Here is a 25,601-nt window from a genome sequence, read left to right on the forward strand (position 1 = left end):
CTTCACCGCCTTCCAGTGTCGGCTACATCGTGGCGAAGCGCCTGCCGGGAGGACGCCTGGGTCAGCGGCTCCTCGATGCGGCGCAGCAGGTAGGGGAAGAAGGGGTTGGACGACATGCGGAGCAGGCTGTCCATGCTGACGATCAGTGCCCCGCGCTCCCCACGGGCGGCCACGGCGCCCAGGTGGATGCCGAAATCCTCCGCCGGGTCGGGCTGCAGGCCGTAGAGGGAGTCGCTCGTCGGAAAGGGAAGGGCGACGTGCGACAGCGAAAAGACGTCGAAGGGATAGGACAGGCCCAGCGCGTTCACCTGCTCCGTCACCGCGCCGGCCTCCGTGACGCGCTCGACCACATCGGGGCGGTCCGGATCGGCGTTGGTGATGATCGCGGTCCGGAAACGCCGGGGCGGATCGGGCAGGACGCGCGCCAGCATGCTGTCCGACGCCGAACTGAGGAGCGGGCCGAACTTGGTGTTGCGGTTCACGTCGAACAGCACCAGCTCGCTGCCGTTGTCGGGCAGGTGGGCGTACAGGCCGGAGAGGATCGCGCGCGTGCTGACGGTGAAGTCCATCACCGACTGGAAGGTCAGGATCGGCGGCAGTTCGGCCAGCCGGCCATCGGCGGCGCGGCTCGCGACCGTGCTCTGCAGGGCGTTGGTCAGCAGGTACGACTGCCGCGCGCCGTTGACCGGAAAGGAGTTGTACTTGAACGGGTTGAACTCCGGCACGACGGCGAGCCACGCGGCCTTGGCGAAGGCGGGGAACAGGGCGGGCAGGCCGGCCAGACCGGCGAAGCGCGCGAAGGCGGTGATCCCGATCATCGGCGAGATCAGCGTGATGCGGTCGGGCCGCCGCAGCCCGGTGTCGTCGAGGGATTCCAGCGCGTACATCATCGCGAGCGCGCCGCCGTTGGAAAACCCGACCATGTGGAACGGCTGCGTTGGACCAATGCGCCGCTGCGCCTCCCGCGCCGCCAGCCGGGTCGCCGCCAGCCAGTCCTCCCACGCGATGTCGGTCAGGCCCGCGGGAACCGTGCCGTGGCCGGGCAGCCGGATGGCGATCGCGACATAGCCGTGCGCCCGGTAGAGGCGGGCGATGTGGCGGAGGCTGTAGGGGGAATCGGTCAGGCCATGAAGGAAGACGACCGCCCCGCGGACGGGGCCGTCGGGTTCGAGCAGGTAGGAACGGTTCCAGTCCTGGGCGAACCGGCCGGGGTAGATCGGGCTTCCGTCGAAGTATCGGTTGACGGGAACGCGCTCCCCCTCCGGCAGCTTCTGCGTCACCTCGGCGCGCACGCTGTCGAAAAGGGCGTCCTCGGCGGCCAGATATTCGGCCCAACCGCTGCGGTCCAAGTCCTTCTTGTGGAGTTCCTCGGGCACGAAGGTGTGCCAAACCTCAAGCGGCGGGCCACGCTGCGAGTCGTAGATGCGCACGAGGAATAAAACCAGGACGCCCAGGACGAGCAGTGTCGTGATCCGCTTTGCCAATCTCCATGGCCATCGTCGCATGACATCCCGCTTCCTGGCTTCGACCAGCGGACCGGGAGCGCGCGGCGTTCGTCCATGACGCCGTCTGCACCGATCCGGTCACGCAGCGCCATCGAGCCGAAAAACCAGGGCGGGCCGAAAGTAACAAGGATGCGGACAAGGCCGAGTTACGGTATCCCGGAACCGGCGCGTCCGGCGGTTCCGCGGCCGGTTCGGAACTGGGCGTACGGGGCCTCGTACGCCCGCGGCGGGCGCCTCAGGCGGCGTGCGGCGGGATCACCCGCTGCATTTCGAATAACCGCAATTCAGGCAGGTGTCGCAGCCTTCCTGGCGGATCAGTCCGGGCTGGCCGCATTTCGGGCACTGGCGGGTGGGCACCGGCTGCGGCTCCACACTTTGCTCCATGGTTGGCTGCTCCACGGCTGGCGGTTCCATGGCTGGCCGGGTGACCTCCGGGTCGCCCATGGCCTTGCGCGCCGCCTCGGCCAGCAGCGTGTCGGGTTCGGGCAGCATGCCGATGGCCTTCAGGTGGCGCTCGATGACGTCGCCGATGGCCGCCAGCAGCGACGGCACGTAGCGCCCCTGCATCCAGGCGCCGCCGCGCGGGTCGAAGACCGCCTTCAGCTCCTCCACCACGAAGCTGACGTCGCCGCCGCGCCGGAACACCGCGGAGATCATCCGCGTCAGCGCCACGGTCCAGGCGTAATGCTCCATGTTCTTGGAGTTGATGAACACCTCGAACGGGCGCCGCCGGCCGCCTTCGATGATGTCGTTGATGGTGATGTACATGGCGTGGTCGCTGTCCGGCCAGCGCACCTTGTAGGTCTCGCCCGGCAACGCCTCCGGCCGGTCGAGCGGCTTGGTCATGTAGACGACCGAGCCGACCTCGCCCCGATGGCCGCCAGCGTCGGCCGGTGCCGCAGGGGGCGCCGAGGTGGGCGGCGAATCGGCCTTTGGCTCCTCCTTCTTCACGGTGAGGACGGATCCGGTGACGGCGTTCGGCCGGTAGGTCGTGCAGCCCTTGCAGCCCAGCTCGTAGGCTTGCCGGTAGACGTCCTTGAAGGCGTCGAAGGGCAGGTCCTCCGGGCAATTGATGGTCTTGGAAATGGAGCTGTCGATGTGCCGCTGCGCCGCCGCCTGCATGACCACATGCTCCGCCGGGGTCAGCACCTGGGCGTCGACGAAATAGTCGGGCAGGGGGCGGTCCGGGCCGAAGGCCGCCCGGAACAGGCGGTAGGCGTGGTCGCTCACCTCCTCCGTCCGGCGGGCGCCGTCGGGCAGCAGGACCGTGCGCTCGTAGCTGTAGGAGAAGACCGGCTCGATGCCCGACGACACGTTGTCGGCGAACAGCGAGATCGTCCCGGTCGGCGCGATCGAGGTCAGCAGCGCGTTGCGCACGCCGTGCCGCTCGATCAGCGCGCGCACGTCGGCGTCCAGCGAGCGCACCATGGGGGCGGCAAGGTAGGCGTCGCGGTCGAAGAGCGGAAAGGCACCCTTCTCCGCCGCCAGCCGCGCGGAGGTGCGGTACGCCTCGTTCTTGATGGTCCGCAGCCATTGGTCGGTGAGGGCGACCGCGCGCTCCGTCCCGTAGCGGGTCCGGCAGAGGATCAGCGCGTCGGCCAGCCCGGTGACGCCCAGCCCGATGCGCCGCTTGGCCTCCGCCTCCCGCGCCTGCTCCGGCAGCGGAAAGCGCGAGGCGTCCACGACGTTGTCCATCATCCGCACGGCGAGCGCCGTCAGCTCCCGCAGCCGGTCCATGTCGAGCCGCGCGGTATCCCCGAAGGGATCGCGCACCAGCGCCGCGAGGTTGATGGACCCCAGCAGGCAGGCGCCATAGGGGGGCAGCGGCTGCTCGCCGCAGTTGTGCACCAGGACGCCGTTGGCGTCAAAGGCGTTGGCGCCGAGGATCTGGACGTCGTAGACATCCTCGACGCCATCGTCCTCCACCGTTGCGATTTCGGCGACAAAGCGCTCCCGGTTGGGGGTGCGGCGATAGCCGGCGATGGCTGCGCGCAGCCGCGCCTGCTTTTCGGTGTCGGCAAAGCCGATCCGATCGGCGAAGCGGCCGACGTTGTCCTTCGCGATGATCAACTCATGGTCGGCGGCGCACTGGTACTCCTTGCGCGCCCCCTTGCCGTCCGGCAGCAGACTCGCTCCGGCCGGCCGCCGGTCGGCGTAGAGGCGCCCGACGATGCCGAGGCGGAGCAGCATGCGCTGCACCGCGCGCAGGCGGTCCAGGTCGCTCTGCGCCAGCCGGATGCTGATCCCCTTCACATGGTCGCCGAGCACGGCCCCGTCGGCGTCGAACAGGCCGCGCAGGAAACCCCGGTGGAACGCGCTGGACGTCTGCTCGATGGCCGGCGTGATGGCCTTGTTGCCGGGCGCCATGCCCAGCTCGGTGACGATCCGCTTGACCGACCCGAGCGCCAGTCGCCGTTCCCCACGGCCGGGCACCGTGACCCAGCCGCTGAAATCGGATCGGTGGGGCAGGCTGTGCGCGGCGGCCAGCGCCGCGTCCATGACCCCGGCAACGCCGGGGCGCTGGAGGCCGCCGTTCACCGTCGCCTCGCCGGGCCAAACCGAGAGGACGGCCTTGTCCTCCTTCAGCGTGCCGTCACCGACCAGCAGCCCGACGAGGTAGCCCTCGGCCTCGCCATAGGTGCCCTCCCATTGCAGGTCCGTCCCGTGGTCGTTCAGCACGATCCGGTCGCCCGGCGCGAGAGCCCCGGCCTTCGTCCACGCCGATTCGATCCCGTAGCGCGACATCGAGACGACGGAACGCACGGGGTGATCCGCCGTGACGCGGAGGGCGAAGCCGTCCTTCGTCGTGATGCGCAGAAGGGGCTTCGTTCCAGTCTTGAAGAAGCCTTCCGGGCTGGATGGGAAGGTCACTCCATTAACCACCGCCATGAAGGGACGCCCGACCAGATCGCCCACGCGGCGCGGCCCTTCGGCGGTCTGCACCCAGCTGTCGACCGAAACGCACGGATTGGTCGCGGAAATCCGCTCCGCATAGCGCAGGTTGTTCGACTCGTTGATGCGGTCGATGAAGATGACGCCGGGTTCCGCGTAGGCGTAGGTCGCCTGCATGATGCGGTCCCACAGGGCGCGGGCCTGCACCACGCGGTAGACGCGGTCGCCGAAGACGAGCGGCCAGGGCTTGTCGGCTTTCACCGCGTCCATGAAGGCGTCGGTGACCAGCACCGACAGGTTGAACATGCGCAGGCGGCCGGGCTCGCGCTTGGCGTCGATGAAGTCCTCGATGTCCGGGTGGTCGCAGCGCAGCGTCGCCATCATGGCGCCGCGCCGGGCGCCGGCGGACATGATGGTGCGGCACATGCTGTCCCACACGTCCATGAAGGACAGCGGCCCGGACGCGTCGGCACCGACGCCGCGCACCGGGGCACCCTTGGGACGCAGGGTGGAGAAGTCGTAGCCGATGCCGCCGCCCTGCTGCATGGTCAGCGCGGCTTCGCGCAGGTGGGCGAAGATGGAGCCGAGGTCGTCCTCGATCGTCCCCATGACGAAGCAGTTGAACAGCGTCACCGACCGGCCGGTGCCGGCCCCGGCCAGGATGCGCCCGGCCGGCAGGAACTCGAATCGGGACAGCGCCTCCTCGAAGCGGGGTGCCCAGGCCGCCGGGTCGGATTCGGGCGCGGCCAGCGCCGTGGCGACGCGGCGCCAGGTGTCCGCGACGTCCTGGTCGATGGGCTCGCCCTCGGCCGTTTTGAAGCGGTACTTCATGTCCCAGATCCGCTGGGAAATGGCGGCGATGCCCGGCATGCGTCCTCCCTCGCGCGGCCGGCCGATCCGGGGCCAGCCCGCTTACAACACCCGCGAAAGGGTACGTGTCACCCTTCGAAGGGTCAATCCGGATGTTCTTCTTGCGTTCCGCGCAAGCGCCTAGGACGTCGCGCTGGCGGCCTTTTCCGGTGAGACGGACGAGTCGACCGCCGGCTTCGGCCGCACGGTCGCCGGGCCGCCGGCCGCGACGACGATGCGGTCGGTGGCGGCCTCCAGCTGTTCCTCCAGCAACTGCATGGCCTTGGCGCGGCCGAGGCCGGGCTGGATCGGGGGCAGGAACTCGACCACCACGGTGCCCGGCCGCTTGATGAAGCTGTGGCGCGCCCAGTAGAGGCCGGCGTTCAGCGCCATCGGCACGATGGGGATGTCCAGGCTCTCGTACAGGACGCCCACGCCGATCCGGTAGGGGCGATACGCACCGGCGGCCACCCGCGTGCCCTGCGGGAAGATCACGATGGGCCGCCCCTCGTCGCGCACCGGCTTGGAATTCTTGATCAGCGACGTGATGGCCCGGCCGCGGGCGCCGCGGTCCACCGGGATCATGCGCGCCTTCGCCGCGTACCAGCCCCAGATCGGGATCCACAGAAGCTCCCGCTTCAGGATGATCGCCGGGTCGTCGACCAGGAAATGGAGCTTCATCGTCTCCCACGCCGACTGGTGCTTGGCGGCCAGCAGGAAGGAGCCGGAGGCCGGCAGGTGCTCCCGCCCGCGCACCTCGTACCGGATGCCGACGAGCGTGCGCTCCAGCCAGCCGACGGTGCCCAGGTACCATTTGACGACGTGGATCATCGCCGGCCGGGGCAGCAGCAGCATCCACAGCAGGCCGAAGCAGCAGATCGCGGTCCACACGTGGAACGCGACATTGAAGGCGAGGGAGCGGAGGTAGATCATCGGCGGAACTTGTCAGGATTCGAGGAGCATCTCAAGCTCGTAGCGCAGCAGCGTCAAAAGGTACTTGTTGTACTCCGTCACCAGCAGGCTGGCGGTGCCGGGCCATTTCCACCAGTCCTCCAGATGGACGTTGGGCGAGGCGACGGGGTGCGGCACCACCTCCACGTCCGGGATGACCATCCGGAACTCCAGCAGGCTGCGCTTCATGTGGTAGTTGGCGGTGACCAGCCGCATCGACCGGAAGCCCTGCTCGCGCAGCCAGTCCGCCGTCTCGTAGGCGTTGCCGATGGTGCTGTCGGCGGAGTAGCCGAGCGTGATGCAGCATTCGATGTCGCTCGGCGACTGGCGGGACTTGCGCAGCAGCTCCTGGACGTCCAGCCCTTCATAGACCCCGGACACGAACAGCTTGCGGGCCCGCCCGGCGGTGAGCAGATCCAGCCCGGTGCCGAGCCGCCCGCTGCCGCCGGTCAGCACCACGATGGCGTCGGTGGGGCGGGTCGCGTCCGCGCTCTCCTCCGCCGGCGGGCGCGGAATCGCGTTGGCGAACCAGACCAGCCCACCGGCCCAGGCGAGCCCAGCCACCAGTCCCACCGCCAGCAGGCGGCCCAGCGACCGGGCGAGCCGGACGCGCCGGGAACCGACCCGCGCCATCACGCGCTCCATGGCGGAGGGGGCGGCGGGCAGGCCGGCGTCACGGCAGCGACTCCAGCGTGCGCAGCACCGTCCAGCGCGCCGTGACCATGGCCAGCAGGCAGGCCACGACCGGCACGACCGCCAGCAGCGCGAGATGCCAGACATTGATGGTGACGGTCGGCAGCAAGCTGGCCTTCAGCCCGGCGGCCGCGTGGCCGATGCCGGCCAGCGTCGCCACCGCCAGCACGAGCCCGCCCAGGCCGCCGCGCAGGGTCAGGGACAGGACGTGCGATTCGAACTGCCGGGCGACGTATCGGTCGGTGGCGCCCATCAGGTGCAGCAGCTCCACCACATGCTTGTGGATCGCCAGACCGGCGCGCACGGCGAAGACCACCGCCATCACGCCCGCCCCGCCGATCAGCGCCATGACGGCGAGTGCGGCCAGATGCAGCGCCCCGGCGAAGCGCCGCAGGTCGGCCAGCCAGACCGCGTGGTCGTCCATGGTGGCGCCGGGGGCCGCGGACTTCAGCCGGGCCGTCAAGGCCGTGGTGTCCACCGGCCCGTCGGTGACCACGTCGATCAGCCGCGGCATGGGCAGCAGCGGGTCGGCCGCCTCCTTGCCCAGCCAGGGTTCCAGCAGGCGGCCGATGTCGTCGGTGGTCAACGCCGTGGCGGACTTCACGCCGGGGGTGGAGCGCAGCACCGTCAGCGCCGCCTCCGTCCGCTCGTTCAGCGTGGCGGATCCGGCCGGCAGGGGTACGATCTGCACGGTCAGGCCGCCGGCCAGGCCGGTGTCCCAGCGTCGCGCCATGTCGGACACGAACAGCGCGCCGGCCAGCGACAGCGCGGCCAGATAGACCATCAGCGCGGTCAGCCAGGTCAGGAAGCGCGAGGTCGGGTCCTTCGCCAGCGGCAGGTCGAAGCGCTTTCGCCGCAAGGGGGGCAGGGCCATGGCGATCCGTTCCCTCTCTCAGGCCCAGTGCGCCGACTGCGCGGGCATGACGTGCAGGCGCCCGTTCTCCAGATGGAGGCGCGGGTGGTTGAAGCGGCGGATCAGCGCCTCGTTGTGGGTGGCGATGACCACGGTCGCGCCCAGCTTGTGCATCTCCTCGAACAGATAGAGCAGGCGCATGCCGATGCCGTCGTCCACGTTGCCGGTCGGCTCGTCGGCCAGCAGCAGGCGCGGCCGGTTGATGACGGACCGGGCGATGGCGACGCGCTGCTGCTGGCCGCCCGACAGGGTGGAGGGCAGGGCGTTCAGGTGGTTGCCGAGCCCCACCCAGCGCAGGATCTCCGTGCAGTGCTCCACCACTTCGGCCTCGCCGGCGCCGCTCATGCGCAGCGGCAGCGCCACGTTGTCGAGCGCCGACAGGTGGTCGAGCAGGGAGAAGTCCTGGAACACGACGCCGATCTGGCGGCGCAGTTCCGGCAGGTCGGCCCGGGTCAGCCGCGCCATGTCGCGCCCGAACAGCGTTATCAGCCCGCGCGAGGGGCGGAGCGCCAGGTACATCAGCTTCAGCAGCGACGATTTGCCCGCCCCGCTCGCCCCCGTCATGAAATGGAAGGAGCCGGGGGGCAGGGTGAAGCTGACGTCGCGCAGCACCTCGGGACCGGTGCCATAGCGCAAACCCACGTTCTCGAAACGAATCACAATCTCACCAAGGCCGCGACGACGCCCCCGGGCGGTACCCCGCCTGGGGTGCGACAAGACAATGCACCGGTGCCGCCGACGCGTCCACCATCGTTGGGACGGCTCGTCGGAACGGCCGGACAAAAGGCCGCTCCCGCCGCTCCGGACGGCAACTGCTTGGGCGTTCCTTGCTTCATACCTCATGACTACCTATAACGGCATTCTGCAATTTCGGTGACCTCGATCGGCCTCCATGATCATCGCCTGTCCGACCTGCGCCACGCGCTACACACTGGCCGATTCGGCGGTCGGACCGCAGGGACGGAAAGTCCGCTGCGCGAAGTGCGGCCACACCTGGTGGCAGTCGCCGGACGAGGACGATCCGGAATTCTCGCTGAACGATGTGACCGAAATCCGGCCGACCTCGGCCCCCACGGTGGAAAAACCGCCGCGCGACCGGGCGGCGTTGCGCCGGGCGCTGGCCGGCTGGGGCCTGTTCGTGGCGGTGGTGCTGGCGCTCGCCGGGGGCGGATACGCGGCGCGCGACCAGATCGTGCGGCTGTGGCCGCCGGCCGCCCTGCTGTACGAGACGGTGGGCCTGCGCGTGGAGCCGCCGGGAACCGGCCTTCAGCTGCAGAACCTGCGGTCGGAGCAGAAGGTGGAGGGCGGGGCCCCGGTGCTGGTCGTCGACGGGCAGATCGTCAACGTGTCCGACACAGTCCGGCCGGTTCCGGTGGTGCGCGTCACGTCACTGGGCGAAGACCGCAAGCCGGTCCGGAGCTGGACGGTCGAGGCGTCGCCGGCGCAACTCCTCCCCGGCGAGATCGCCGTCTTCCGCGACGCGCAGCGCGATCCGGGCGCGGTGCTGGAGGTGATGGTCACGTTTGACGGCGGGTGAGGTTTTGCCCCCACCCTAACCCTCCCCCGCTTCGCGGGAGAGGGGACTGCCGTCGTCTTTCCCTAAAGTCCCCTCCACCGCGAAGCGGGGGAGGGTTAGGGAGGGGGCAACGCGTCCCGCTCAGAACTGCTTCAGCAGCCGGTCGATGTATTCGCGTTCCATCTGCGGGCGGTTGTACTGGCCGGAGCGTTTGCGGAGTTCGTCGAGGATTTCGCGGGCGCGCTGGAGTTCGGCCTCCTCCGGGATCTTCACGTCGTTGCCGTCGTAATTGCCGTTGTAGCCGGGTGGCCGGCGGCCGAGCGGGTCACGGTTGCGGCCCTGGCGCTGCTGGCCCGGCTGCTGGCCCATCATGGCCGTGCCGCCCTGCTGGCCCATCATCTGCTGCATCAACTGCTCGGCGTAGGCCTGCATGCCCTGCTGAAGCTCGTCCATGGCCTGGGTCTGGGAGGGCACGGCGGAGCCCGGCTGACCTTGCTGGAGCGACTGGCCGGCGTCGCGCATGGCGCGCTCGGCGCGGCCCAGCGGGCGGGGGATGTCGCCCTGCTGCTCGCCCATGCGGCGCATCAGCTCGCCCAGCTGGCGGCGCAGGGCCTCCTGCCGCTCGGCCTGCTGCTGCGACAGGGGGCTGCCGTTCCCTTGCTGGTTCTGGCCCTGCTGCCCCTGCTGGCCGGGCTGCTGGCGCTGCTGGCGGCCGCGCGGGCCCTGCTGGCCCATCTGGGGCTGGCCCTGCTGCTGCCCCATCTGGTCCTGCGACTGGCGGAAGGTCTGGTCGAGCAGTTGCTGCTGCTGCTGGGCCAGGTCCTGAAGCTCTTTCATCATCTGCCAGGCTTCGTTCTGGCCGTTTTGCTGCTGCTGCATCTGGGCCATGGCGCCGGAGCGCATGTTCTCCAGCATCTGCTGAAGCTGCGACAGCATCTGGCGCGCGGCGTCGCGCGACCCGGTCTCCGCCATCTGCCGCATCTGGTCCATCATCTGCTGAAGGTCCTGGCGGTCCATCATGCGGTCGGCCATCTCCGGCGGCACCATGGGGATTTGCTCGCCGCGGGCCAGCGCCTCGCGCATCTGCTGCTCCATGGCCTCCATGAACTTGTCCATGGCCTGCTGAAGCTCGTCCATCAGCTGCTTCAGCTCCTGGTCGGTGGCGCCCTTCTCCAGCGCCTCGGCCAGCTTGCGCTCGGCGTCGCGCAGGTCGCGCTCGGCCAGCGACAGGCCGCCGTCCTCGATGCGCAGCGCGGTCTCCCACAAGACCTGCTGGACCGCCTGGACTTGGCCTCCCTCCTCGTCCAGCAGCAGCCGGCCGACCGAGGTGCGCAGCGCCAGGAAGGCGACGATGTCGCCGCTGAACTGGCCGGGGCGCGACGACAGCTCCGCCAGGGCGCGGGCAACCTCCACGCGCGACTCCTTGGGGCGCAGGGTCAGCTTCTTGCGCTGTTCGATGATCGCGCGGGCGACGGGGTGGTTGAACACCCGCTCCGGCAGGACCATCGCCACGTCTTCCGTGCTGCCGGTCTGGCCGGCGCCGTCCACGGCGGTCATCCGGACGGTGACGTTCAGGCCCGCCCAGGGGTGCGCCGTCAGGTCGTGGAAGCCGGCGTTGTGCGCGTCCTTCGGCCGGACGCCGGGCAGGGCCAGCGGCAGCTCGATGGGCGTGCGGTCGAGGGTCGGGGCTTCGCCCTCCTGCAAGGCCAGCTTGATGATGCCCTTGACCTCGGCGAGGCCATAGTCGTCGTGCGCGGTGTAGTCGAGGCGCAGCGCGCCGCGCTCGCCCTTCGTCGGCGGGCTGTTGTAGGCGATGATCGGCGGCTGGTCCGGGATGACCTGCACCGCCCAGGAGCCCAGCGTGCGGGAGCCCTGGCTGACGGCGATCTTCGTGCCGGCCTGGATCGGCTGCTGGATTTGGAAGGTCGAGGAGTCCACCGTCTCGAAGCTGGCGGACTTGTCGCCGGCCTCCAGCGTCGGGGCGCCGCTGCCGCCGGTGACGCGGGCGAGCACGAGGCTGCCCTTCGGCACCGGGACGGGGTTGGGCAGGGTCGGGGTGTGGGCCGCGTTGGCCGATTTCAGGAAGATCGGCGGCAGGCCCGTGTATTCCGGCGGCGTCACCCAGAGGTCCAACGCCGCGGTGGCCGTCCCGGACTCGCCCGTCAGGCGCGGGCTGACGGCGGCGACCAGCCGCGGGGTCCAGTCGCCCCAGGTGGCGCCCCCCGCCACGATCAGCACCAGGACCACCAGGGCGCGCAGCGCGTAGCGGTCGTGGGAGGCGATGTCGGACATCGGCCAGGCGACGCGCAGCCGCCGCATGGCGGCGCGCACCCGCTCCTGGTGCAGGCGCCACAGCTCCGCCGCGACGGGGTCGTTGCCGGCGGGCTGGTCGCGCAGGGTCTGAAGGGGGCGGTGGGGCAGGCCGCTGTCACGCTCCAGCCGCCGCCGCGCCGCCGGTTCGTCGGGCGCGCGGAAGCGGCGCAGGCCGCGCCACAGGCTCCAGCCGAAGGCGGCGGCGAACAGCAGCAGCGCCAGCAGGTGCAGCCAGCCCGGCAGCAGCGGGAGGAGGTTCAGGAGGGCCAGCGCCAGGAAGGTCCCGGCGATGGCCGCGGGGATCCAGACGGCCGGCCAGAGGGATTCCCACAGCAGGGCCGCTCGCGCCTGCCACAGGCGGAAACGCGGTTCCGGCCCACTGGAATCCGGCGGCTGCGGCTTCCGCAGGGGGAACCGGAAACCCTCGTTATGGGGCCGCTCTTCGCTGTCGCTCATCCCGCACTCCCGTTCCGCCGCCGTCCCGTGGCCCTTGCACCGGCCGTAAGGGAGAGCGGCGGCCGGGGCGTCGTCAGGATATAGGCTCGGCCGCGGCGTTTTTCCCGGCCCGACCGTCAAGCCATTCACCGAACCACTTGTCCATGACCAAAATATGGCCGCACAGCCACATCTCGACATAGTTCTGGAGGAATTGCACCTCCTCCAGGTCGTGGTCTCCGGTGGTGGACTGCTTGCGCACGAAGGAAGCGAAGCCGGCGTGCATGGAGGCGTGCCGGGCCGCGTCGGGATAGCCCGTCGCGCGCATCAGGCCTTCCTCGCGGCGGAAATGGTATTCGGAGTAGTCGGCGAGTTCGCGCAGGAAGCGGTTCGCCGACTCCCGGGTTTCCCCGGCGGCGATCGCCGCGGTGAACTGGTTGAAGAGTTGGAACAGCCGCTGGTGGTCGGCGTCGATCGCCTCCGGGCCGATGGCGTAGGCCGGGTTCCAGTCCATGGCAGTCCCCGTTCGGGTTGTGAACGGGGCATTATACGCCGGAATTCCGGGAAAAGGCAGATGCCAATGCGCGTCACGGTGCCATCCCCCGTCCTCCGCCGCGGGGCGGAAGACGGGGGTTTCGCTTACGCCTTCAGCCAGTCCGGCACGCGCTCGGCGGCCAGCATTTCCTCGACCGTCGGGCGGGGGCGGATGACGGCGAAGTCGCTGCCGTTCACCAGAACCTCCGGGATTAGCGGCCGGGTGTTGTAGGTGGAGGACATCACCGCGCCGTAGGCGCCAGCCGACAGGAAGGCGACGAGATCGTCCGCGCCCAGCGGCGGCAGCAGGCGCTGGAGCGCGAAGGTGTCGCCGCTCTCGCAGACCGGCCCGACCACGTCGAAGGGCTCCTTCAGGGCGGCCGGGTCCGGCTCCGTCACCGGGACGATGCCGTGGTAGGCCTCGTAGAGGGCCGGGCGGATCAGGTCGTTCATCGCCGCGTCGACGATGACGAAGCGGCGGTGCAGGCCGGGCTTCACGAAGATGACGCTCGACACCAGGATGCCGGCGTTGCCGACCAGCGAGCGGCCGGGCTCCAGCGTGATGCGGCAGCCGAGGTTGCCGGTGATCGACCGCACCATGGCGGCGTAGTCGGCCAGATCCGGCGGAGTCTCGTTCTTGTAGGTGATGCCCAGCCCGCCGCCGAGGTCGAGGCGCTGGATGTCGTGCCCGTCCTCGCGCAGGACGTGGAGCAGAGCCGCCACCCGCTCGTAGGCGGCGCGGAAGGGGGCGAGGTCGGTCAGCTGCGACCCGATGTGCACGGCGATGGCCACCGGCTTGATGCCCGGCAGCTTGGCGGCCTGGGCGTAGACCTCCCGCGCGTGGTCGTAGTCGATGCCGAACTTGTTCTCCTTCTTGCCGGTCGCGATCTTGGCGTGGGTCTTGGCGTCCACGTCCGGGTTGACGCGGAAGGCGATGGGGGCGACCACGCCCAGGCTGCTCGCCACCTCCGACAGGGCCTCCACCTCGGGGATGGACTCCACGTTGATCTGGTGGATGCCGGCCTGGAGTGCCGCGCGCATCTCCTCGCGCGTCTTGCCGACGCCGGAGAAGACGATGCGGTCGGCCGGGATGCCGCCGGCCAGCGCGCGCTGCATCTCGCCGCCCGACACCACGTCGGCCCCGGCGCCCAGCCGCGCGAAGGTGCGGATGACCGCCAGGTTGGAGTTGGCCTTCACCGCGTAGCAGACGCCGGCGTCCTGGCCCGCGAAGGCTCCGGCGTAGGCGCTGTAGTGCGCCTCCAGCGCCGCGGTGGAGTAGCAGTAGAAGGGCGTGCCGACGGCCGCCGCGATCGCCGGCAGCGGCACGGATTCGGCGTGCAGCACACCGTTGCGGTAGGCGAAGGCGCTCATGGGAAACGGACTCCGGGGGACGGCTGGCCAGGTTTCGGATCGGTCTTCGGATTCGGGTAGGTCTGCGGGAAGCGGTCGTTCTCGCGGCCCTGGGGCGCGTCGACGAAGCCCGGCTTCTTGCCGCAGCCGGCGAGCGTCAGCGCGACCGCGGCGGTGGCGAGCACCAGCAGGGCGCGCCTCACAGGAAACGCTCCCGCGCGGCCTTCACGGCCTCCCGCACGCGGACGGGGGAGGCGCCGCCGAAGCTGCGCCGGCTGTCCAGCGAGGCCTCGATGCTCAGCGCCGGGAAGACGGCCTCGGTGATGCGCGGCTCGACGGACCGAAGCTCCTCCAACGTCAGGCCGGTCAGGCCGACGCGCTTGTCCTCCGCCAGCTTGACGGCCCGGCCGGTGACGTGATGCGCCTCGCGGAAGGGCATGTCCAGCTCCCGCACCAGCCAGTCGGCGAGGTCGGTGGCGTTCAGGAAGCCGCGGTCGGTCGCCTCCTTCAGGGCCGGCACGTTGGGCTCCATGTCGCGGACCATGCCTTCCATGGCGGCGATGCAGAGCGCCAGCGTGTCGTCGGCCTCGAACACCGGCTCCTTGTCCTCCTGCATGTCCTTGGAATAGGCCAGCGGCAGGCCCTTCATGGCCACCAGAAGGCTGTTCAGGCTGCCGATCACCCGGCCGGCCTTGGCGCGCACCAGCTCCGCCGCGTCCGGGTTCTTCTTCTGCGGCATGATGGAGGAGCCGGTGGTGAAGGCGTCCGTCAGCCGGATGAAGCGGAACTGGGCGGAGCACCACAGCACGATCTCCTCCGCGAAGCGGGAGAGGTGCATGCCGCAGATGCTGGCGGCGGCCAGATACTCCAGCGCGAAGTCGCGGTCCGACACGGCGTCCAGCGAGTTCGCCGTCGGCCGGTCGAAGCCGAGCGCCTCCGCCGTCATGAAGCGGTCGATGGGGTAGGGCGTGCCGGCCAGCGCGGCGGAGCCCAGCGGGCATTCGTTCAGCCGGGCGCGGGCGTCGCGCAGCCGGCCGCGGTCGCGCCCGAACATCTCCACATAGGCCAGCAGATGGTGGCCGAAGCTGACCGGCTGCGCGGCCTGCAGGTGGGTGAAGCCGGGCATCACCGTGTCGGTGTGCTTCTCCGCAAGGTCGATCAGCGCGGCCTGGAGCGCCTTCAGCCCCTGGTCGGCGCGGTCGAGCGCGTCGCGGACCCACAGCTTGAAGTCGGTCGCCACCTGGTCGTTGCGCGAGCGGCCGGTGTGCAGGCGCTTGGCCGGCTCGCCGATCAGCTCGGCCAGCCGCGCCTCCACATTCATGTGGATGTCCTCCAGCTCCACCTTGAAGGTGAAGGCCCCGGAGTCGATCTCTTCCTTCACGCGGTCGAGCCCGGCGCGGATCGCGTCGGCGTCGGCCTGGGTGATGATGCCCTGCTTCGCCAGCATGGCGGCGTGCGCCTTGGAGCCGGCGATGTCCTGGTCGGCAAGACGCTTGTCGAAACCGATGGAGGCGTTGATCTTCTCCATGATGGCGGCGGGGCCGCGCGCGAAGCGGCCACCCCACATCTGGCTGGCGGCAGGGTGCGCGGCAGTGGCTGCGGAATGGGCTGGCGGCTTTGGCTGTTCGGCGCTCATGATGGACAAGATCACGGTGGGAGGGCTTGGAGCGTGAGTATGCGGACTTTGGCGGCCACCGCAATCCTTTGTGTGAGTCTGGCGGGCGGCGGCCTGTGGGCAGCACTTGCCGGACCCTCGGCGCCGCCGGTCACGGTGCTCGGCAAGCCCGGCGGTGCGGAGCCTGGGGTCGCCATGGTCGGGCTGGACAAGTACCGCTCCGCCGAAGCGCCGAAGCCGATGCCGCCGCTGTCCTTCCTGGACGGGGAGGGGCGCCGGGTGGATGTGTCGGAGTTCAAGGACAAGCTGGTCCTGCTGAACCTGTGGGCGACCTGGTGCGCGCCCTGCGTCAAGGAAATGCCGGCACTCGACCGCCTCCAGGCGCAATTGGGCGGCGAGGGCTTCCAGGTGGTCGCCCTGTCGGTGGACCGCGGCGGCAAGGACCAGGTGCAGCCCTTCTACCAGAAGATCGGCGTGAGCAACCTGGGGCTCTACCTCGACCCGTCGAGCAGCAGCATGCAGGCGCTGTCCCTGCGCGGCCTGCCGACCACCCTGCTGGTCGATCAGGAGGGCCGCGAACTCGGCCGCATCGAAGGCGCGGTGGAATGGGACTCGCCGGAGGTCGTCGCCTTCCTGCGCAAGCACATGGGCCGCGGCAGTGGTCCGGCGCGGGACACGCGGGGCGGAGTGCTGAAGACGGGGGGATGAGGATTCACCACCAAGACACCAAGGCACCAAGAGTCCACGCCGTGCCGGGTGCGAGGATCCTTGGTGCCTTGGTGTCTTGGTGGTGAAAATTCATGGATCACTCCGACGACCCCGACACCCCCGGCGGTGCTTGGCTCTGCGGTGGGGCCGGGCGGCGGGACAGGTCGCGGGCGATGGCGCGGGCGTCCTCGAAATGGGCGTGCAGCATGGGCAGGGTCTCGCGGGCGAAGGCGGCGGTTTCGCCGTCGCGCTCGGCCTGGGCTTCGAACAGCTTGATGGCGCGGGCGTGGGTTTCCTCCTCCGCGGCGATGTAGCGGCGGTCGAAGGACTCCTCGGGCGTGTCGCGCAGGCTCGCCAGATGGGCGCGGGCGGCCGGGTTCAGTTCCCGCGGGATCGGGATGTCGTGGCGCTGGGCCATGTCGACGAGACGGTCGGCCACCGGGCCATGCTCATCGACCACGCGGCGGGCGAAGCGGCGGACGGATTCGGTTTCCGCACGGTCCTGCGCCAGCTTGCCGAGCGCCCGCTCCGCCATGCTGTCGGCCAGCGCCTCGCTGATGAAGTTCCGTTCCTGGCGGGAGAGCGGCAGCGGTTGCTGGGCCAGCGCCACAGGACCCAGGGACATCAGAAGCACCGCCGAGATGAGGGCACGCCGCATCGTCCATTCCCCCGCCTGAAGAAAGGTCTTGTCGGGACGAACAGAGCGGGGGCTCGGCGGTTCCGCAAAGAAAAACCCGCCGCGGTGTCCCGGGGCGGGTTTTTCGTTTTCAGCCCTCGCGGACCGACCGTTAGCGGGTCGGAACCGGCGGGTTCTTGGAGTAGTCGTAGAAGCCGCGGCCGACCTTGCGGCCGACCCAGCCGGCCTCGACGTACTTCACCAGCAGCGGGCAGGGGCGGTACTTGCTGTCGGCCAGACCCTCGTAGAGGACCTGCATGACCGCCAGGCAGGTGTCCAGGCCGATGAAGTCGGCCAGCTCCAGCGGGCCCATCGGGTGGTTGGCGCCCAGCTTCAGCGCGGTGTCGATGGCCGACACGCCGCCCACGCCCTCATAAAGGGTGTAGACCGCCTCGTTGATCATCGGCAGCAGGATGCGGTTGACGATGAAGGCCGGGAAGTCCTCGGCCACCGCCGCGGTCTTGCCGATGTTGGCGGTCAGCTCGGCGACGGCGGCGAAGGTCGCCTCGTCGGTCGCGATGCCGCGGATCAGCTCGACCAGCTGCATCACCGGCACCGGGTTCATGAAGTGCATGCCCATGAACTTCGACGGCCGGTCGGTCGAGGCCGCGAGGCGAGTGATCGAGATCGACGAGGTGTTCGTCGCGATCAGCGCCTCGGGCTTCAGGTTGGGGACCAGCTTCTTGAAGATCTCGCGCTTCAGCGCCTCGTTCTCCGTCGCCGCCTCGACGACGAGGTCGGCGTCGCCGAAGACCGACAGGTCGGAGCCGGTGGAAATGCGGGCCAGCGCGGCATCCTTGTCGGCCTCCGTCAGCTTCCCCTTCTGGACCTGACGGTCCATGTTCTTGGAGATGCCGGCGACCGACTTCTGCAGGATCTCCGGGCTGATGTCGGAGATGATGACCTCGTAACCCGCCTGGGCGCAGACGTGGGCAATGCCACTGCCCATCTGGCCGGCACCGATCACGCCAATCTTCTTGATCGTGGACATGTGAGCTTCCCCGCGCGTGGTTGGTGGGACGTGGGACCGACTTACGCCTTGCCGAGCGCGTCGGTCAGCTCCGGCACCGCCTTGAAGAGGTCGGCGACCAGACCGTAGTCCGCCACTTGGAAGATGGGCGCTTCCTCATCCTTGTTGATCGCGACGATGACCTTGCTGTCCTTCATGCCGGCGAGGTGCTGGATGGCACCCGAGATGCCGACGGCGATGTACAGCTCCGGCGCCACGATCTTGCCGGTTTGCCCGACCTGGTAGTCGTTGGGAACGAAGCCCGCGTCGACCGCCGCGCGGCTGGCGCCGACCGCGGCGCCGAGCTTGTCGGCCAGCGCTTCCAGAAGCTTGAAGTTCTCACCCGACTGCATGCCGCGGCCGCCGGACACGACGATCTTGGCCTGGGTCAGCTCCGGACGCTCCGACTTCGTCAGCTCCTGGCCGACGAACTTGGCGCTGCCCGCGTCGCCCGTGCCGGCGACGTTCTCAACCGCCGCGGAGCCGCCGGTGGCGGCGGCCTCAAAGGCGGTGGTGCGCACGGTGATCACCTTGATGGCGTCCGAGGACTGCACCGTGGCGATGGCGTTGCCGGCGTAGATCGGCCGCTCGAAGGTGTCGGCGGAAACGACGCCGGTGATGTCGGAGATCGCCGCGACGTCCAGCAGGGCGGCCACGCGCGGCAGCAGGTTCTTGCCCTCCGACGTCGCCGCGGCCAGCACGTGGCCGTAGCTCTTGGCGAGGCCGACGACCAGCGGGGCGAGGTTCTCCGGCAGGGCGTGGGCATAGGCCGCGTCGTCGGCCAGCAGCACCTTGGACACGCCGGCCACCTTGGACGCGGCGTCGGCGACGGCCTGGGCCCCCTGGCCGGCGACCAGCAGGTGGATGTCGCCCCCGATCTTGGCGGCGGCGGTGACCGCGTTCAGCGTGGCGGGCTTCAGCGCGGCGTTGTCGTGTTCGGCAATGACGAGAATGGCCATGTCAGATCACCCGCGCATCGTTTTTCAGCTTGTCGACCAGGGCGGCGACGTCGGCCACCTTCACGCCGGCCTTGCGCTTGGCCGGCTCGGCGACCTTCAGCGTCTTCAGCCGCGGCGCCACGTCGACGCCCAGGCTGTCGGGCGTGACGGTGTCGATCGGCTTCTTCTTGGCCTTCATGATGTTGGGCAGCGAGGCGTAGCGCGGCTCGTTCAGGCGGAGATCCGCGGTGACCACGGCCGGCAGCTTCAGCTCCACCGTCTCCAGGCCGCCGTCGATCTCGCGGGTGACGGTCACCGCACCCTCGCCGGGCACGACCTTGGAGGCGAAGGTGCCCTGCGGCCAGCCCAGCAGTGCTGCGAGCATCTGGCCGGTCTGGTTGCAGTCGTCGTCGATCGCCTGCTTGCCGAGGATGACCAGCGTCGGGCCTTCCTTCTCGACCAGCGCCTTCAGCACCTTGGCGACGGCCAGCGGCTGGGTCTCCGCGTCGGTCTGCACCAGGATGCCGCGGTCGGCGCCCATGGCGAGCGCGGTGCGCAGCGTCTCCTGCGCGGCGGTCGGGCCGACGGAGACCACGATGACCTCGGTCGCCTTGCCGGCTTCCTTCAGGCGTACCGCCTCTTCGACGGCGATCTCGTCGAAGGGGTTCATGCTCATCTTCACGTTGGCGGTCTCAACGCCCGAGCCGTCCGCCTTGACGCGGATCTTGACGTTGTAATCGACCACCCGCTTGACCGGGACGAGGACCTTCATATCCCACCCTTTTCTTCAATTTTCCTGGCGCGCCTTCAGGCCGAGCGCCGAATCGGGCAGCTGTGACAGCGCTGCGACCATAGGATTTGTGCTATTGGCTGTCAACGCCGCCCGTGCCGCAGGTGCGAAGGCCCCAGGGTAACGCCACCATTTAGGATCAACGGTTTGCGCCCGGCACCCACAGCACGTCGCCGGCCCCGTTGCCGTTGACCGCACGGCTCAGCACGAACAGGTGGTCGGACAGGCGGTTGACGTATTTCACCGCGGCCGGGTTCACCGGCTCCAGCCCCGCCAGCTCCGTGATGTGCCGTTCGGCGCGGCGCACGACCGTGCGGGCCAGATGCAGGTGCGCCGCCGCCGGCGAGCCGCCGGGCAGGATGAAGGAGGTGAGGGGGCTGAGATCTGCGTTCAGCGCGTCGATCTCCGCCTCCAGCCGGTCCACCTGCGACTCCAGGACGCGGAGCGGCGGGTATTTTGGGTCCGGCTCCTCCGGCGTGCAGAGGTCGGCGCCCAGGTCGAACAGGTCGTTCTGGATGCGCGCCAGCATGGCGTCGACGTCCGGCAGATCGGCCGTGTGCAGCCGGGCCAGCCCGACCGCCGCGTTGGCCTCGTCCACCGTGCCGTAGGCGGCGACGCGCAGGTCGTGCTTGGGCACGCGGGAACCGTCGCCCAGCGACGTCTCCCCCTTGTCGCCGCCGCGGGTGTAGATTCGGGTCAGTTTCACCATGGAGCGGTCCGGCGGAATCCCTAGGCTTGGGTCAGGATGGCGATCAGGAACAGGACCAGCGCCACGCCCTGGAGCGCGACGCGAAGCCGCATCGCCTTGTTCGACTTGCGCGAATCGCCCTGGCCGCCCCGCGCCATGAAGAACAGCCCGACGAACAGGGAGGCGACGACGGCGCCGAGCGCGAGGATCAGGAGGATGGCGACGATTCCGTTCATCCCACCAATATAGCGCGGCGGGGGGCTGCCGCCTATCCCGGCAACGCGAGCCCCGGCGACACGAGCGCCTCCATCACATGGTTGCGTCTTCCCGCGTCCTCCTTACATTGACGCGGATTGGGTGACGCCGGCAGGCGTGAGCGAGGAAGGAATCGGCGGATGCGGCGGCGGAGTTTCCTGAAGGCGGCAGCGGCGGCCGGACTGGCGTCCGTCGCCGGCGCGCGGCCGGTGCCGGCGCTGGCCCAGGCGGGGACGGTGACGGAATTCCCGAAGGGGTTCCTGTGGGGCTGCTCCACCTCCTCCTACCAGATCGAGGGGGCGGTGACCGCTGATGGACGCGGCCCCAGCGTGTGGGACACATTCAGCCACGCCTACGGCAAGGTGGCGAACGGCGACACCGGGGACGTCGCCTGCGACCATTACAACCGCTACGCCGAGGATGTGGATCTGATGGCCCGCGCGGGCATGCGGGCCTACCGATTCTCCGTCGCGTGGCCGCGCGTCCAGCCGGCGGGCGCGGGGGCGCCGAACGACAAGGGGCTGGACTTCTACGACCGGCTGACCGACGCGTTGCTGGCCAAGGGGATCGAGCCCTGGCCCTGCCTGTTCCATTGGGACCTGCCGCAGGCGCTCCAGGACAAGGGGGGCTGGACCAACCGCGACATCGCGGGATGGTTCGCCGACTACGCGCAGATCGTCGCCGGGCGCATCGGCGACCGCGCCAAGCACTGGTGCATGCTGAACGAGCCCTCCGTCGTCGCGATCTTCGGGCACGGGCTGGGCGTGCACGCGCCGGGGATGACCGGCAAGGCCAACTACTTCAAGGCGATCCACCACCAGAACCTGGCGCAGGGCACGGCGCTGAAAGCGCTGCGTGCCATGGGTGGCGGTAAGGGCTGGCAACTGGGCACGGTGCTGTCGCTCCAGCCGGTCTGGCCGGTCGGCGGGCTGGACGCCAACTATGAGTCCTCGCTGATGTGGGACGCGGCGTGGAACCGCGCCTGCCTCGACCCGCTGATGCGGGGCGAATACCCGGAACTGCTGCGCGACGGCTTCGCCCCGCTGGTCAAGGCCGGCGATCTGGAGACGATCCACCAGCCCATCGACTTCCTGGGACTCAACTACTACAGCCGCATGCACCAGCAGCCCGATCCCGGCGGGCTGTTCGGCACCGGCTACGGCTCCGCGCCCGAGGGCACCCGCCGCACCGGCATGGAATGGCCGGTGGAGCCCGACGGGCTGGCCGAGATCCTGAGCGAGCTTCAGCAAGAATACGGCAACCCGCCCGTCTATGTGGCGGAAAACGGCGCCGACTATCCCGACAGCGTCGGGCCGCAGGGCAAGGTGGAGGACGGCGACCGCATCCGCTTCATCCGCGACCACCTGCTGTTCGCCCGCAAGGCCATCGACGAGGGGGCGAACCTGAAGGGCTGGTTCGTCTGGACCCTGCTCGACAACTTCGAATGGGCGGAGGGCTACCGGCGGCACTTCGGCCTCGTCCAGGTGGACCGCCAGACCATGACGCGCACGCCCAAGGCCAGCTATCACTGGTACGCCGACGTGATCCGCAAGAACGGCGTGCCGTCGGTGTAGAGGCCGGATGGCGCCGCACCCGCACCCTCAACCCACCCGTTTCGCCATCCAGAAGGCGCGCGGCAGGGGCTGGAAGACGCTGGAAGTTGGCGAGGATCTGGACCACGCCCGCGCCCGCTTCGAGCTGATGGTGCGGGTCAACCCGCGGGCCTATTTCCGCCTGATCCAGCTCGACCACAACGCCGGGGCGGATTTCGAAGGGCTGGAGTTCAACTGGACGCTCATCGAACTGTACGACCCCACCCGGAAAGGCGGGCAAGGCGGCCGGGTCAAGCCGGCGCCGAAGCCGGCGCGCAGCACGGCGAAGCGGGCGGGGGAGAAAGTGCCACTGCCGCTGCGATTCTACGTCACGGTGATCCTGATCGGGTCGCTGATCGGGGTGCTGCTGTACCTGCGCTTCGGGGCACCGGCCCACTGAGCGGTCAATCGTCGGCGGAATAGCCCTTGCGGCGCATGCATTGGGCGAAGATTTCCTTGCGGTACTTGAACTGCGGCGTTTCCGGCAGGGGGCGGTAGGGATAGCCGCGCAGCCGCATGGTGGTGTCCACCTGGTCGGTGCATTCGTCGAAGGCGACGGTCGCCGTGCCCTCCGTCGCCGTCCATTCCCGGTAGGTCGGGGTGCTCCCGCAGGCGGTCAGCGTCAGGGCGCCGCCCAGCAGAACTGCAAACCTCAGCGTCGCCATGGCCCGGCCTCCTGTCCCAACGGCACCAAATTACCACGATTTTGTCCGCGCGAAGGTTAACGGAAGAGGAATATGCGCAATCCCACGGGATGATTCGGATGCGGTATTCTGGAGCGGACGCAACGCAGGCGCACAAAAATCGCGCCCGGAAATCCGCCGCAATCTGGTAACACTAATTCGCATCGGCGATTTGGTTCGGTCTGTCGGACGGAGGAAGGCATGTCGGGTGGTTCGCATCGCGCGCGCCGCGCGTTCTGGAGTCGCGCGCGTCGCGCGGCCGCGCTGGCGGTTGTGGTGCCGGTTCTCGCGGGTGGGGTGCTGGGAGTGGCGCCGGCGCTGGCGCAGTCGGCCGCCGACATCCAGTGGGCGCAGACCATCCTGAAGGAGAAGGGCTACGACATCGGCGGCCGCGCCAACGGCACGATGCACCCGCAGACCAAAGCGGCGCTGTCCAAGTACCAGGCCGCCCACGGGCTGCCGGCGACCGGCCAGCTCGACAAGGCGACCATCGACAAGATGATGGGCGAACGGCAGAACAAGGCGGCGCCGACCGTCGGCAACCTCGCCCAGCAGAAGATCGGCGGCGGCGGGCCGGGCCAAGCCCCGCGGGAGCCGCAGCGCGAGGTCGTGCCGCGCGCCGCCCCGACGCAGCGAATCGACAGCGGCAACGGCGAGTTCGCCGGCGGCGCCCAGTTCAGCGCCGGCCCGCCCGCCACCAGCAGCCATTCCAGCGGCGCCGCGTCCTCCGGCACCCCGTCCAGCGCCACGGCGTCCAACAGCGCGCCGTCCAGCAGCGCATCGTCCGGCAGTGCCTCGCAGGGGCCGGTGCCGCAGGCAGCGCCGCGGGCCAGCGTGTCGGCCACGACTCCGTCCGGCCAGCCGGTCCCGGTGGTCGAGCCGCCGGCCGACAGCGGATCGCTGCTGCCGGCCTGGGCGACCAACAGCCTGCGCTACATCGTGATGGGCGTGCTCGCCCTGACCGTGGGCGGCATCGGCTTCGGCTGGTGGCGCAGCGGCCGGGCCTCCTCGGCCCCGAGGAACGCCCCACGCGACGAGGCGCCGCGGGACGTCCGCCGCGAGCCGAGCTTCGGCGGCAAGCGCCGCGAGGAGCTGACCACCGGATCCCTGCCGCCCCTGACCAGCGGCGGGCGCGGGCGGCGTTAGGCCGCCCCTCTCACGCCATCTGCGACATCGGGCACATGGCGTTGCCGCAGCCGGCCGGGTTGCAGGCCGGCATCGGGGCGGGCACCGACGGGGCCTTGCCGACTCGTGGGGCCATGATGGCCTTCGACACCTCGGCCCCGCCGCAGGACGGGCAGGCGAGGCCGGAGGCCTTCTTGGCGTCATAGTCGGCCATGTTCTCGAACCACTGGTCGAACTCGTGGCCGCAGGAGCAACGCAGGGCGTAGACGATCATCGCGAAGGTTTCCTGACCGGTGAGGACCGTCGGATAAAGACCGCGCCGCGGCCCCCGTTGCGATGATTTGAGTCAAATCACCGGTGCGCCATCATCGGTGTGTGGTCACGCCGACCTGCCGGCACATGGACAGCAGGACGCAGGTCGAGCAGCGCGGGCGTTCGCCCGTGCAGATCCACTTGCCGAAGGGCACCAGCCGCTCGTTGATTTCCACCCAATAGGGATGGGGCAGTGCCTCCATCAGCGCCACCATGGTGCGCTCCGGCGTCGGGGCCGCGACATAGCCCCAGCGGTTGGTGATCCGGTGCACGTGCACGTCCACCGCCACAGCCGGGATGCCGAACCCGACGGCCAGGGTCAGGGCGGCGATCTTCGGGCCGACTCCGCGGAAGGCCATCAGGCGGTCCGGCGTGTCGGGCACCTCCCCGCCATGCTCCACGACGATGCGGCGGGACAGCGCCAGGATGTCGCGCGCCTTCGGCTCCGGAAAGGTGGCGCCGTTCAGCAGGCGCACCAGTTCCGCCTCGCTCAGCACAGCCATATCCTGCGGCGTCCGGGCGACGGCGAACAGGCGTTCGCACACGACGATCGTCGTCTCGTCCCGCGTGCGGGCGGAGATCAGGCTTCCCACCAGCTGCTCGAACGGGCTGCCGTAGCCGCGGTCGCGCAGGGCGAACATCGCCGCCTTCGGCAGGTCGGCGACGGCGAGGCGCAGGCGGCGGAACGCCTCGTCGATGTCGAATGGCTCCTTGTCGGTAGTCACCTTGTCGGCGGTGACGATGATCGGGCGCGGAGGCACGGGGCGCGGGGGCATGGTCGGGCCGGACTGCAATGAAATCCTGACCTTCGAAACACCGCGGCGGGGCTCGTTGCTCCAAGCCTCTTTCCAACGGGCAGCGGGTGCTGTATATTAGAGAAGACTAATTAAGAGGCGGAGGAGTCTATGGTCCAGGATTGGCCGCAGATGACGGTCGACATGTCGGCCGCGGTGCGCACCCTGCGTGGCGGGGCGCCGGACGTGATGAAGGGGTTTTCGGCCATCGCCAAGGCGGCGCTGGAGGCGAAGGCGCTCGACACCAAGACGAAGGAGCTGATCGCGCTCGCCATCGGCGTGGCCGCCCGCTGCGACGCCTGCGTCGCCTTCCACGCCCAGGCGGCGGTGCAGAACGGCGCCACCCGGGAGGAGGTGATGGAGACGCTGGGCATGGCGATCTACATGGGCGCCGGCCCGTCGGTGATGTACGCCGCCATGGCGGCGGAGGCGTTTGACCAGTTCGCCGAGCAGAAGGTGGGGTAG

At 69.7% G+C, this 25,601-nt stretch carries 26 protein-coding genes; 6 read left to right on the forward strand and 20 right to left on the reverse strand.

Annotated features, from left to right (window positions below; all coding sequences use genetic code 11):
- Window positions 1-2: 2 nt before the first annotated feature.
- The 6 genes from J2851_RS11630 to ftsE all read right to left on the reverse strand — a co-directional run bounded on the left by J2851_RS11630 (window position 3) and on the right by ftsE (window position 8,463).
- Window positions 3-1,484, reverse strand: coding sequence for an alpha/beta hydrolase (locus J2851_RS11630; protein WP_246500589.1), 1,482 nt, complete (start codon window positions 1,482-1,484; stop codon window positions 3-5).
- Window positions 1,485-1,760: 276 nt separating this feature from the next.
- Window positions 1,761-5,267 carry an LAGLIDADG family homing endonuclease gene (locus J2851_RS11635; RefSeq protein ID WP_209766439.1) on the reverse strand — a complete coding sequence of 1,169 codons (3,507 nt, stop codon included), beginning with the start codon at window positions 5,265-5,267 and terminating at the stop codon, window positions 1,761-1,763.
- Window positions 5,268-5,387: 120 nt separating this feature from the next.
- Complete coding sequence (locus tag J2851_RS11640; protein ID WP_209766440.1) at window positions 5,388-6,179, reverse strand: lysophospholipid acyltransferase family protein; 792 nt, start codon at window positions 6,177-6,179, stop codon at window positions 5,388-5,390.
- Between the two features lie 12 nt (window positions 6,180-6,191).
- The gene (locus J2851_RS11645) at window positions 6,192-6,830 is read right to left on the reverse strand and encodes a YdcF family protein (protein WP_209766441.1); all 639 of its coding nucleotides are present in this window, start codon (window positions 6,828-6,830) and stop codon (window positions 6,192-6,194) included.
- A 40-nt stretch (window positions 6,831-6,870) separates the two neighbouring features.
- Window positions 6,871-7,764 carry a cell division protein FtsX gene (locus J2851_RS11650; protein WP_209766442.1) on the reverse strand — a complete coding sequence of 298 codons (894 nt, stop codon included), beginning with the start codon at window positions 7,762-7,764 and terminating at the stop codon, window positions 6,871-6,873.
- 18 nt (window positions 7,765-7,782) lie between these two features.
- Window positions 7,783-8,463: a cell division ATP-binding protein FtsE gene (gene ftsE, locus J2851_RS11655; protein WP_209766443.1), complete on the reverse strand. Its 681-nt coding sequence runs from the start codon at window positions 8,461-8,463 to the stop codon at window positions 7,783-7,785.
- A gap of 232 nt (window positions 8,464-8,695) precedes the next feature.
- Between ftsE and J2851_RS11660 the strand changes: the two genes are divergently transcribed.
- Window positions 8,696-9,340: a DUF3426 domain-containing protein gene (locus J2851_RS11660; protein WP_209766444.1), complete on the forward strand. Its 645-nt coding sequence runs from the start codon at window positions 8,696-8,698 to the stop codon at window positions 9,338-9,340.
- Between the two features lie 120 nt (window positions 9,341-9,460).
- Here the strand turns inward: J2851_RS11660 and J2851_RS11665 are convergent, their stop codons facing one another.
- From J2851_RS11665 to argH, 5 genes are all read right to left on the reverse strand, one after another.
- A complete protein-coding gene (locus J2851_RS11665) occupies window positions 9,461-12,088 on the reverse strand; it encodes a TIGR02302 family protein (protein ID WP_209766445.1) in 2,628 nt (875 codons plus the stop codon).
- A 73-nt stretch (window positions 12,089-12,161) separates the two neighbouring features.
- Window positions 12,162-12,581: a bacteriohemerythrin gene (locus tag J2851_RS11670; RefSeq protein WP_209766446.1), complete on the reverse strand. Its 420-nt coding sequence runs from the start codon at window positions 12,579-12,581 to the stop codon at window positions 12,162-12,164.
- Between the two features lie 125 nt (window positions 12,582-12,706).
- Entirely contained in the window at window positions 12,707-13,972 is a 1,266-nt protein-coding gene (gene lysA, locus J2851_RS11675; RefSeq protein ID WP_209766447.1) for a diaminopimelate decarboxylase, read from the reverse strand.
- The gene (locus J2851_RS11680) at window positions 13,969-14,154 is read right to left on the reverse strand and encodes a hypothetical protein (RefSeq protein WP_209766448.1); all 186 of its coding nucleotides are present in this window, start codon (window positions 14,152-14,154) and stop codon (window positions 13,969-13,971) included. The genes lysA and J2851_RS11680 overlap by 4 nt, the downstream gene beginning before the upstream one ends.
- The gene (gene argH / locus J2851_RS11685; protein WP_209766449.1) at window positions 14,151-15,587 is read right to left on the reverse strand and encodes an argininosuccinate lyase; all 1,437 of its coding nucleotides are present in this window, start codon (window positions 15,585-15,587) and stop codon (window positions 14,151-14,153) included. The genes J2851_RS11680 and argH overlap by 4 nt, the downstream gene beginning before the upstream one ends.
- A 72-nt stretch (window positions 15,588-15,659) precedes the next feature.
- Between argH and J2851_RS11690 the strand changes: the two genes are divergently transcribed.
- On the forward strand, window positions 15,660-16,274 hold the full coding sequence (locus J2851_RS11690) for a TlpA family protein disulfide reductase (RefSeq protein ID WP_307419498.1): 615 nt from the start codon (window positions 15,660-15,662) through the stop codon (window positions 16,272-16,274).
- Between the two features lie 97 nt (window positions 16,275-16,371).
- Here J2851_RS11690 and J2851_RS11695 read toward each other — a convergent pair whose 3' ends face one another.
- From J2851_RS11695 to J2851_RS11720, 6 genes are all read right to left on the reverse strand, one after another.
- A complete protein-coding gene (locus J2851_RS11695) occupies window positions 16,372-16,932 on the reverse strand; it encodes a DUF4142 domain-containing protein (RefSeq protein WP_209766451.1) in 561 nt (186 codons plus the stop codon).
- A gap of 130 nt (window positions 16,933-17,062) precedes the next feature.
- Complete coding sequence (locus tag J2851_RS11700; RefSeq protein WP_209766452.1) at window positions 17,063-17,941, reverse strand: 3-hydroxybutyryl-CoA dehydrogenase; 879 nt, start codon at window positions 17,939-17,941, stop codon at window positions 17,063-17,065.
- Between the two features lie 41 nt (window positions 17,942-17,982).
- The gene (locus tag J2851_RS11705; RefSeq protein WP_209766453.1) at window positions 17,983-18,918 is read right to left on the reverse strand and encodes an electron transfer flavoprotein subunit alpha/FixB family protein; all 936 of its coding nucleotides are present in this window, start codon (window positions 18,916-18,918) and stop codon (window positions 17,983-17,985) included.
- A gap of 1 nt (window position 18,919) precedes the next feature.
- A complete protein-coding gene (locus J2851_RS11710; RefSeq protein WP_209766454.1) occupies window positions 18,920-19,669 on the reverse strand; it encodes an electron transfer flavoprotein subunit beta/FixA family protein in 750 nt (249 codons plus the stop codon).
- Between the two features lie 157 nt (window positions 19,670-19,826).
- On the reverse strand, window positions 19,827-20,396 hold the full coding sequence (locus J2851_RS11715; protein ID WP_209766455.1) for a cob(I)yrinic acid a,c-diamide adenosyltransferase: 570 nt from the start codon (window positions 20,394-20,396) through the stop codon (window positions 19,827-19,829).
- Window positions 20,397-20,416: 20 nt separating this feature from the next.
- Entirely contained in the window at window positions 20,417-20,611 is a 195-nt protein-coding gene (locus tag J2851_RS11720; protein ID WP_209766456.1) for a twin transmembrane helix small protein, read from the reverse strand.
- A gap of 159 nt (window positions 20,612-20,770) precedes the next feature.
- On the opposite strand from J2851_RS11720, the gene J2851_RS11725 reads away from it, so the two are divergent.
- A complete protein-coding gene (locus J2851_RS11725; RefSeq protein WP_209766457.1) occupies window positions 20,771-22,204 on the forward strand; it encodes a GH1 family beta-glucosidase in 1,434 nt (477 codons plus the stop codon).
- 7 nt (window positions 22,205-22,211) lie between these two features.
- Window positions 22,212-22,622, forward strand: coding sequence for a hypothetical protein (locus J2851_RS11730; RefSeq protein ID WP_209766458.1), 411 nt, complete (start codon window positions 22,212-22,214; stop codon window positions 22,620-22,622).
- Between the two features lie 4 nt (window positions 22,623-22,626).
- Here J2851_RS11730 and J2851_RS11735 read toward each other — a convergent pair whose 3' ends face one another.
- The gene (locus J2851_RS11735) at window positions 22,627-22,887 is read right to left on the reverse strand and encodes a hypothetical protein (RefSeq protein ID WP_209766459.1); all 261 of its coding nucleotides are present in this window, start codon (window positions 22,885-22,887) and stop codon (window positions 22,627-22,629) included.
- Window positions 22,888-23,181: 294 nt separating this feature from the next.
- Here J2851_RS11735 and J2851_RS11740 point away from each other — a divergent pair, with 294 nt between their 5' ends.
- Window positions 23,182-24,051, forward strand: coding sequence for a peptidoglycan-binding domain-containing protein (locus tag J2851_RS11740; RefSeq protein WP_307419493.1), 870 nt, complete (start codon window positions 23,182-23,184; stop codon window positions 24,049-24,051).
- Window positions 24,052-24,061: 10 nt separating this feature from the next.
- Here the strand turns inward: J2851_RS11740 and J2851_RS11745 are convergent, their stop codons facing one another.
- Together J2851_RS11745 and J2851_RS11750 are read right to left on the reverse strand one after the other, a co-directional pair.
- Window positions 24,062-24,304, reverse strand: a complete 243-nt coding sequence (locus J2851_RS11745; protein WP_209766461.1) for a DUF1178 family protein — start codon at window positions 24,302-24,304, stop codon at window positions 24,062-24,064.
- 91 nt (window positions 24,305-24,395) lie between these two features.
- Window positions 24,396-25,118, reverse strand: coding sequence for an endonuclease III domain-containing protein (locus tag J2851_RS11750; protein WP_209766462.1), 723 nt, complete (start codon window positions 25,116-25,118; stop codon window positions 24,396-24,398).
- Window positions 25,119-25,247: 129 nt separating this feature from the next.
- Between J2851_RS11750 and J2851_RS11755 the strand changes: the two genes are divergently transcribed.
- On the forward strand, window positions 25,248-25,601 hold the full coding sequence (locus tag J2851_RS11755; RefSeq protein WP_209766463.1) for a carboxymuconolactone decarboxylase family protein: 354 nt from the start codon (window positions 25,248-25,250) through the stop codon (window positions 25,599-25,601).

The sequence above is a fragment of the Azospirillum rugosum genome (assembly GCF_017876155.1).
GTDB lineage: Bacteria > Pseudomonadota > Alphaproteobacteria > Azospirillales > Azospirillaceae > Azospirillum > Azospirillum rugosum.

Bases quoted from the DNA above. Each gene is read 5' to 3' on its own strand.
- J2851_RS11635 (WP_209766439.1), bottom strand. From the start codon at position 5,267: ATGCCGGGCATCGCCGCCATTTCCCAGCGGATCTGGGACATGAAGTAC.
- J2851_RS11640 (WP_209766440.1), bottom strand. From the start codon at position 6,179: ATGATCTACCTCCGCTCCCTCGCCTTCAATGTCGCGTTCCACGTGTGG.
- J2851_RS11645 (WP_209766441.1), bottom strand. From the start codon at position 6,830: ATGGCGCGGGTCGGTTCCCGGCGCGTCCGGCTCGCCCGGTCGCTGGGC.
- J2851_RS11650 (WP_209766442.1), bottom strand. From the start codon at position 7,764: ATGGCCCTGCCCCCCTTGCGGCGAAAGCGCTTCGACCTGCCGCTGGCG.
- J2851_RS11660 (WP_209766444.1), top strand. From the start codon at position 8,696: ATGATCATCGCCTGTCCGACCTGCGCCACGCGCTACACACTGGCCGAT.
- J2851_RS11665 (WP_209766445.1), bottom strand. From the start codon at position 12,088: ATGAGCGACAGCGAAGAGCGGCCCCATAACGAGGGTTTCCGGTTCCCC.
- J2851_RS11670 (WP_209766446.1), bottom strand. From the start codon at position 12,581: ATGGACTGGAACCCGGCCTACGCCATCGGCCCGGAGGCGATCGACGCC.
- lysA (WP_209766447.1), bottom strand. From the start codon at position 13,972: ATGAGCGCCTTCGCCTACCGCAACGGTGTGCTGCACGCCGAATCCGTG.
- argH (WP_209766449.1), bottom strand. From the start codon at position 15,587: ATGAGCGCCGAACAGCCAAAGCCGCCAGCCCATTCCGCAGCCACTGCC.
- J2851_RS11695 (WP_209766451.1), bottom strand. From the start codon at position 16,932: ATGCGGCGTGCCCTCATCTCGGCGGTGCTTCTGATGTCCCTGGGTCCT.
- J2851_RS11700 (WP_209766452.1), bottom strand. From the start codon at position 17,941: ATGTCCACGATCAAGAAGATTGGCGTGATCGGTGCCGGCCAGATGGGC.
- J2851_RS11705 (WP_209766453.1), bottom strand. From the start codon at position 18,918: ATGGCCATTCTCGTCATTGCCGAACACGACAACGCCGCGCTGAAGCCC.
- J2851_RS11710 (WP_209766454.1), bottom strand. From the start codon at position 19,669: ATGAAGGTCCTCGTCCCGGTCAAGCGGGTGGTCGATTACAACGTCAAG.
- J2851_RS11715 (WP_209766455.1), bottom strand. From the start codon at position 20,396: ATGGTGAAACTGACCCGAATCTACACCCGCGGCGGCGACAAGGGGGAG.
- J2851_RS11720 (WP_209766456.1), bottom strand. From the start codon at position 20,611: ATGAACGGAATCGTCGCCATCCTCCTGATCCTCGCGCTCGGCGCCGTC.
- J2851_RS11725 (WP_209766457.1), top strand. From the start codon at position 20,771: ATGCGGCGGCGGAGTTTCCTGAAGGCGGCAGCGGCGGCCGGACTGGCG.
- J2851_RS11730 (WP_209766458.1), top strand. From the start codon at position 22,212: ATGGCGCCGCACCCGCACCCTCAACCCACCCGTTTCGCCATCCAGAAG.
- J2851_RS11735 (WP_209766459.1), bottom strand. From the start codon at position 22,887: ATGGCGACGCTGAGGTTTGCAGTTCTGCTGGGCGGCGCCCTGACGCTG.
- J2851_RS11745 (WP_209766461.1), bottom strand. From the start codon at position 24,304: ATGATCGTCTACGCCCTGCGTTGCTCCTGCGGCCACGAGTTCGACCAG.
- J2851_RS11750 (WP_209766462.1), bottom strand. From the start codon at position 25,118: ATGCCCCCGCGCCCCGTGCCTCCGCGCCCGATCATCGTCACCGCCGAC.
- J2851_RS11755 (WP_209766463.1), top strand. From the start codon at position 25,248: ATGGTCCAGGATTGGCCGCAGATGACGGTCGACATGTCGGCCGCGGTG.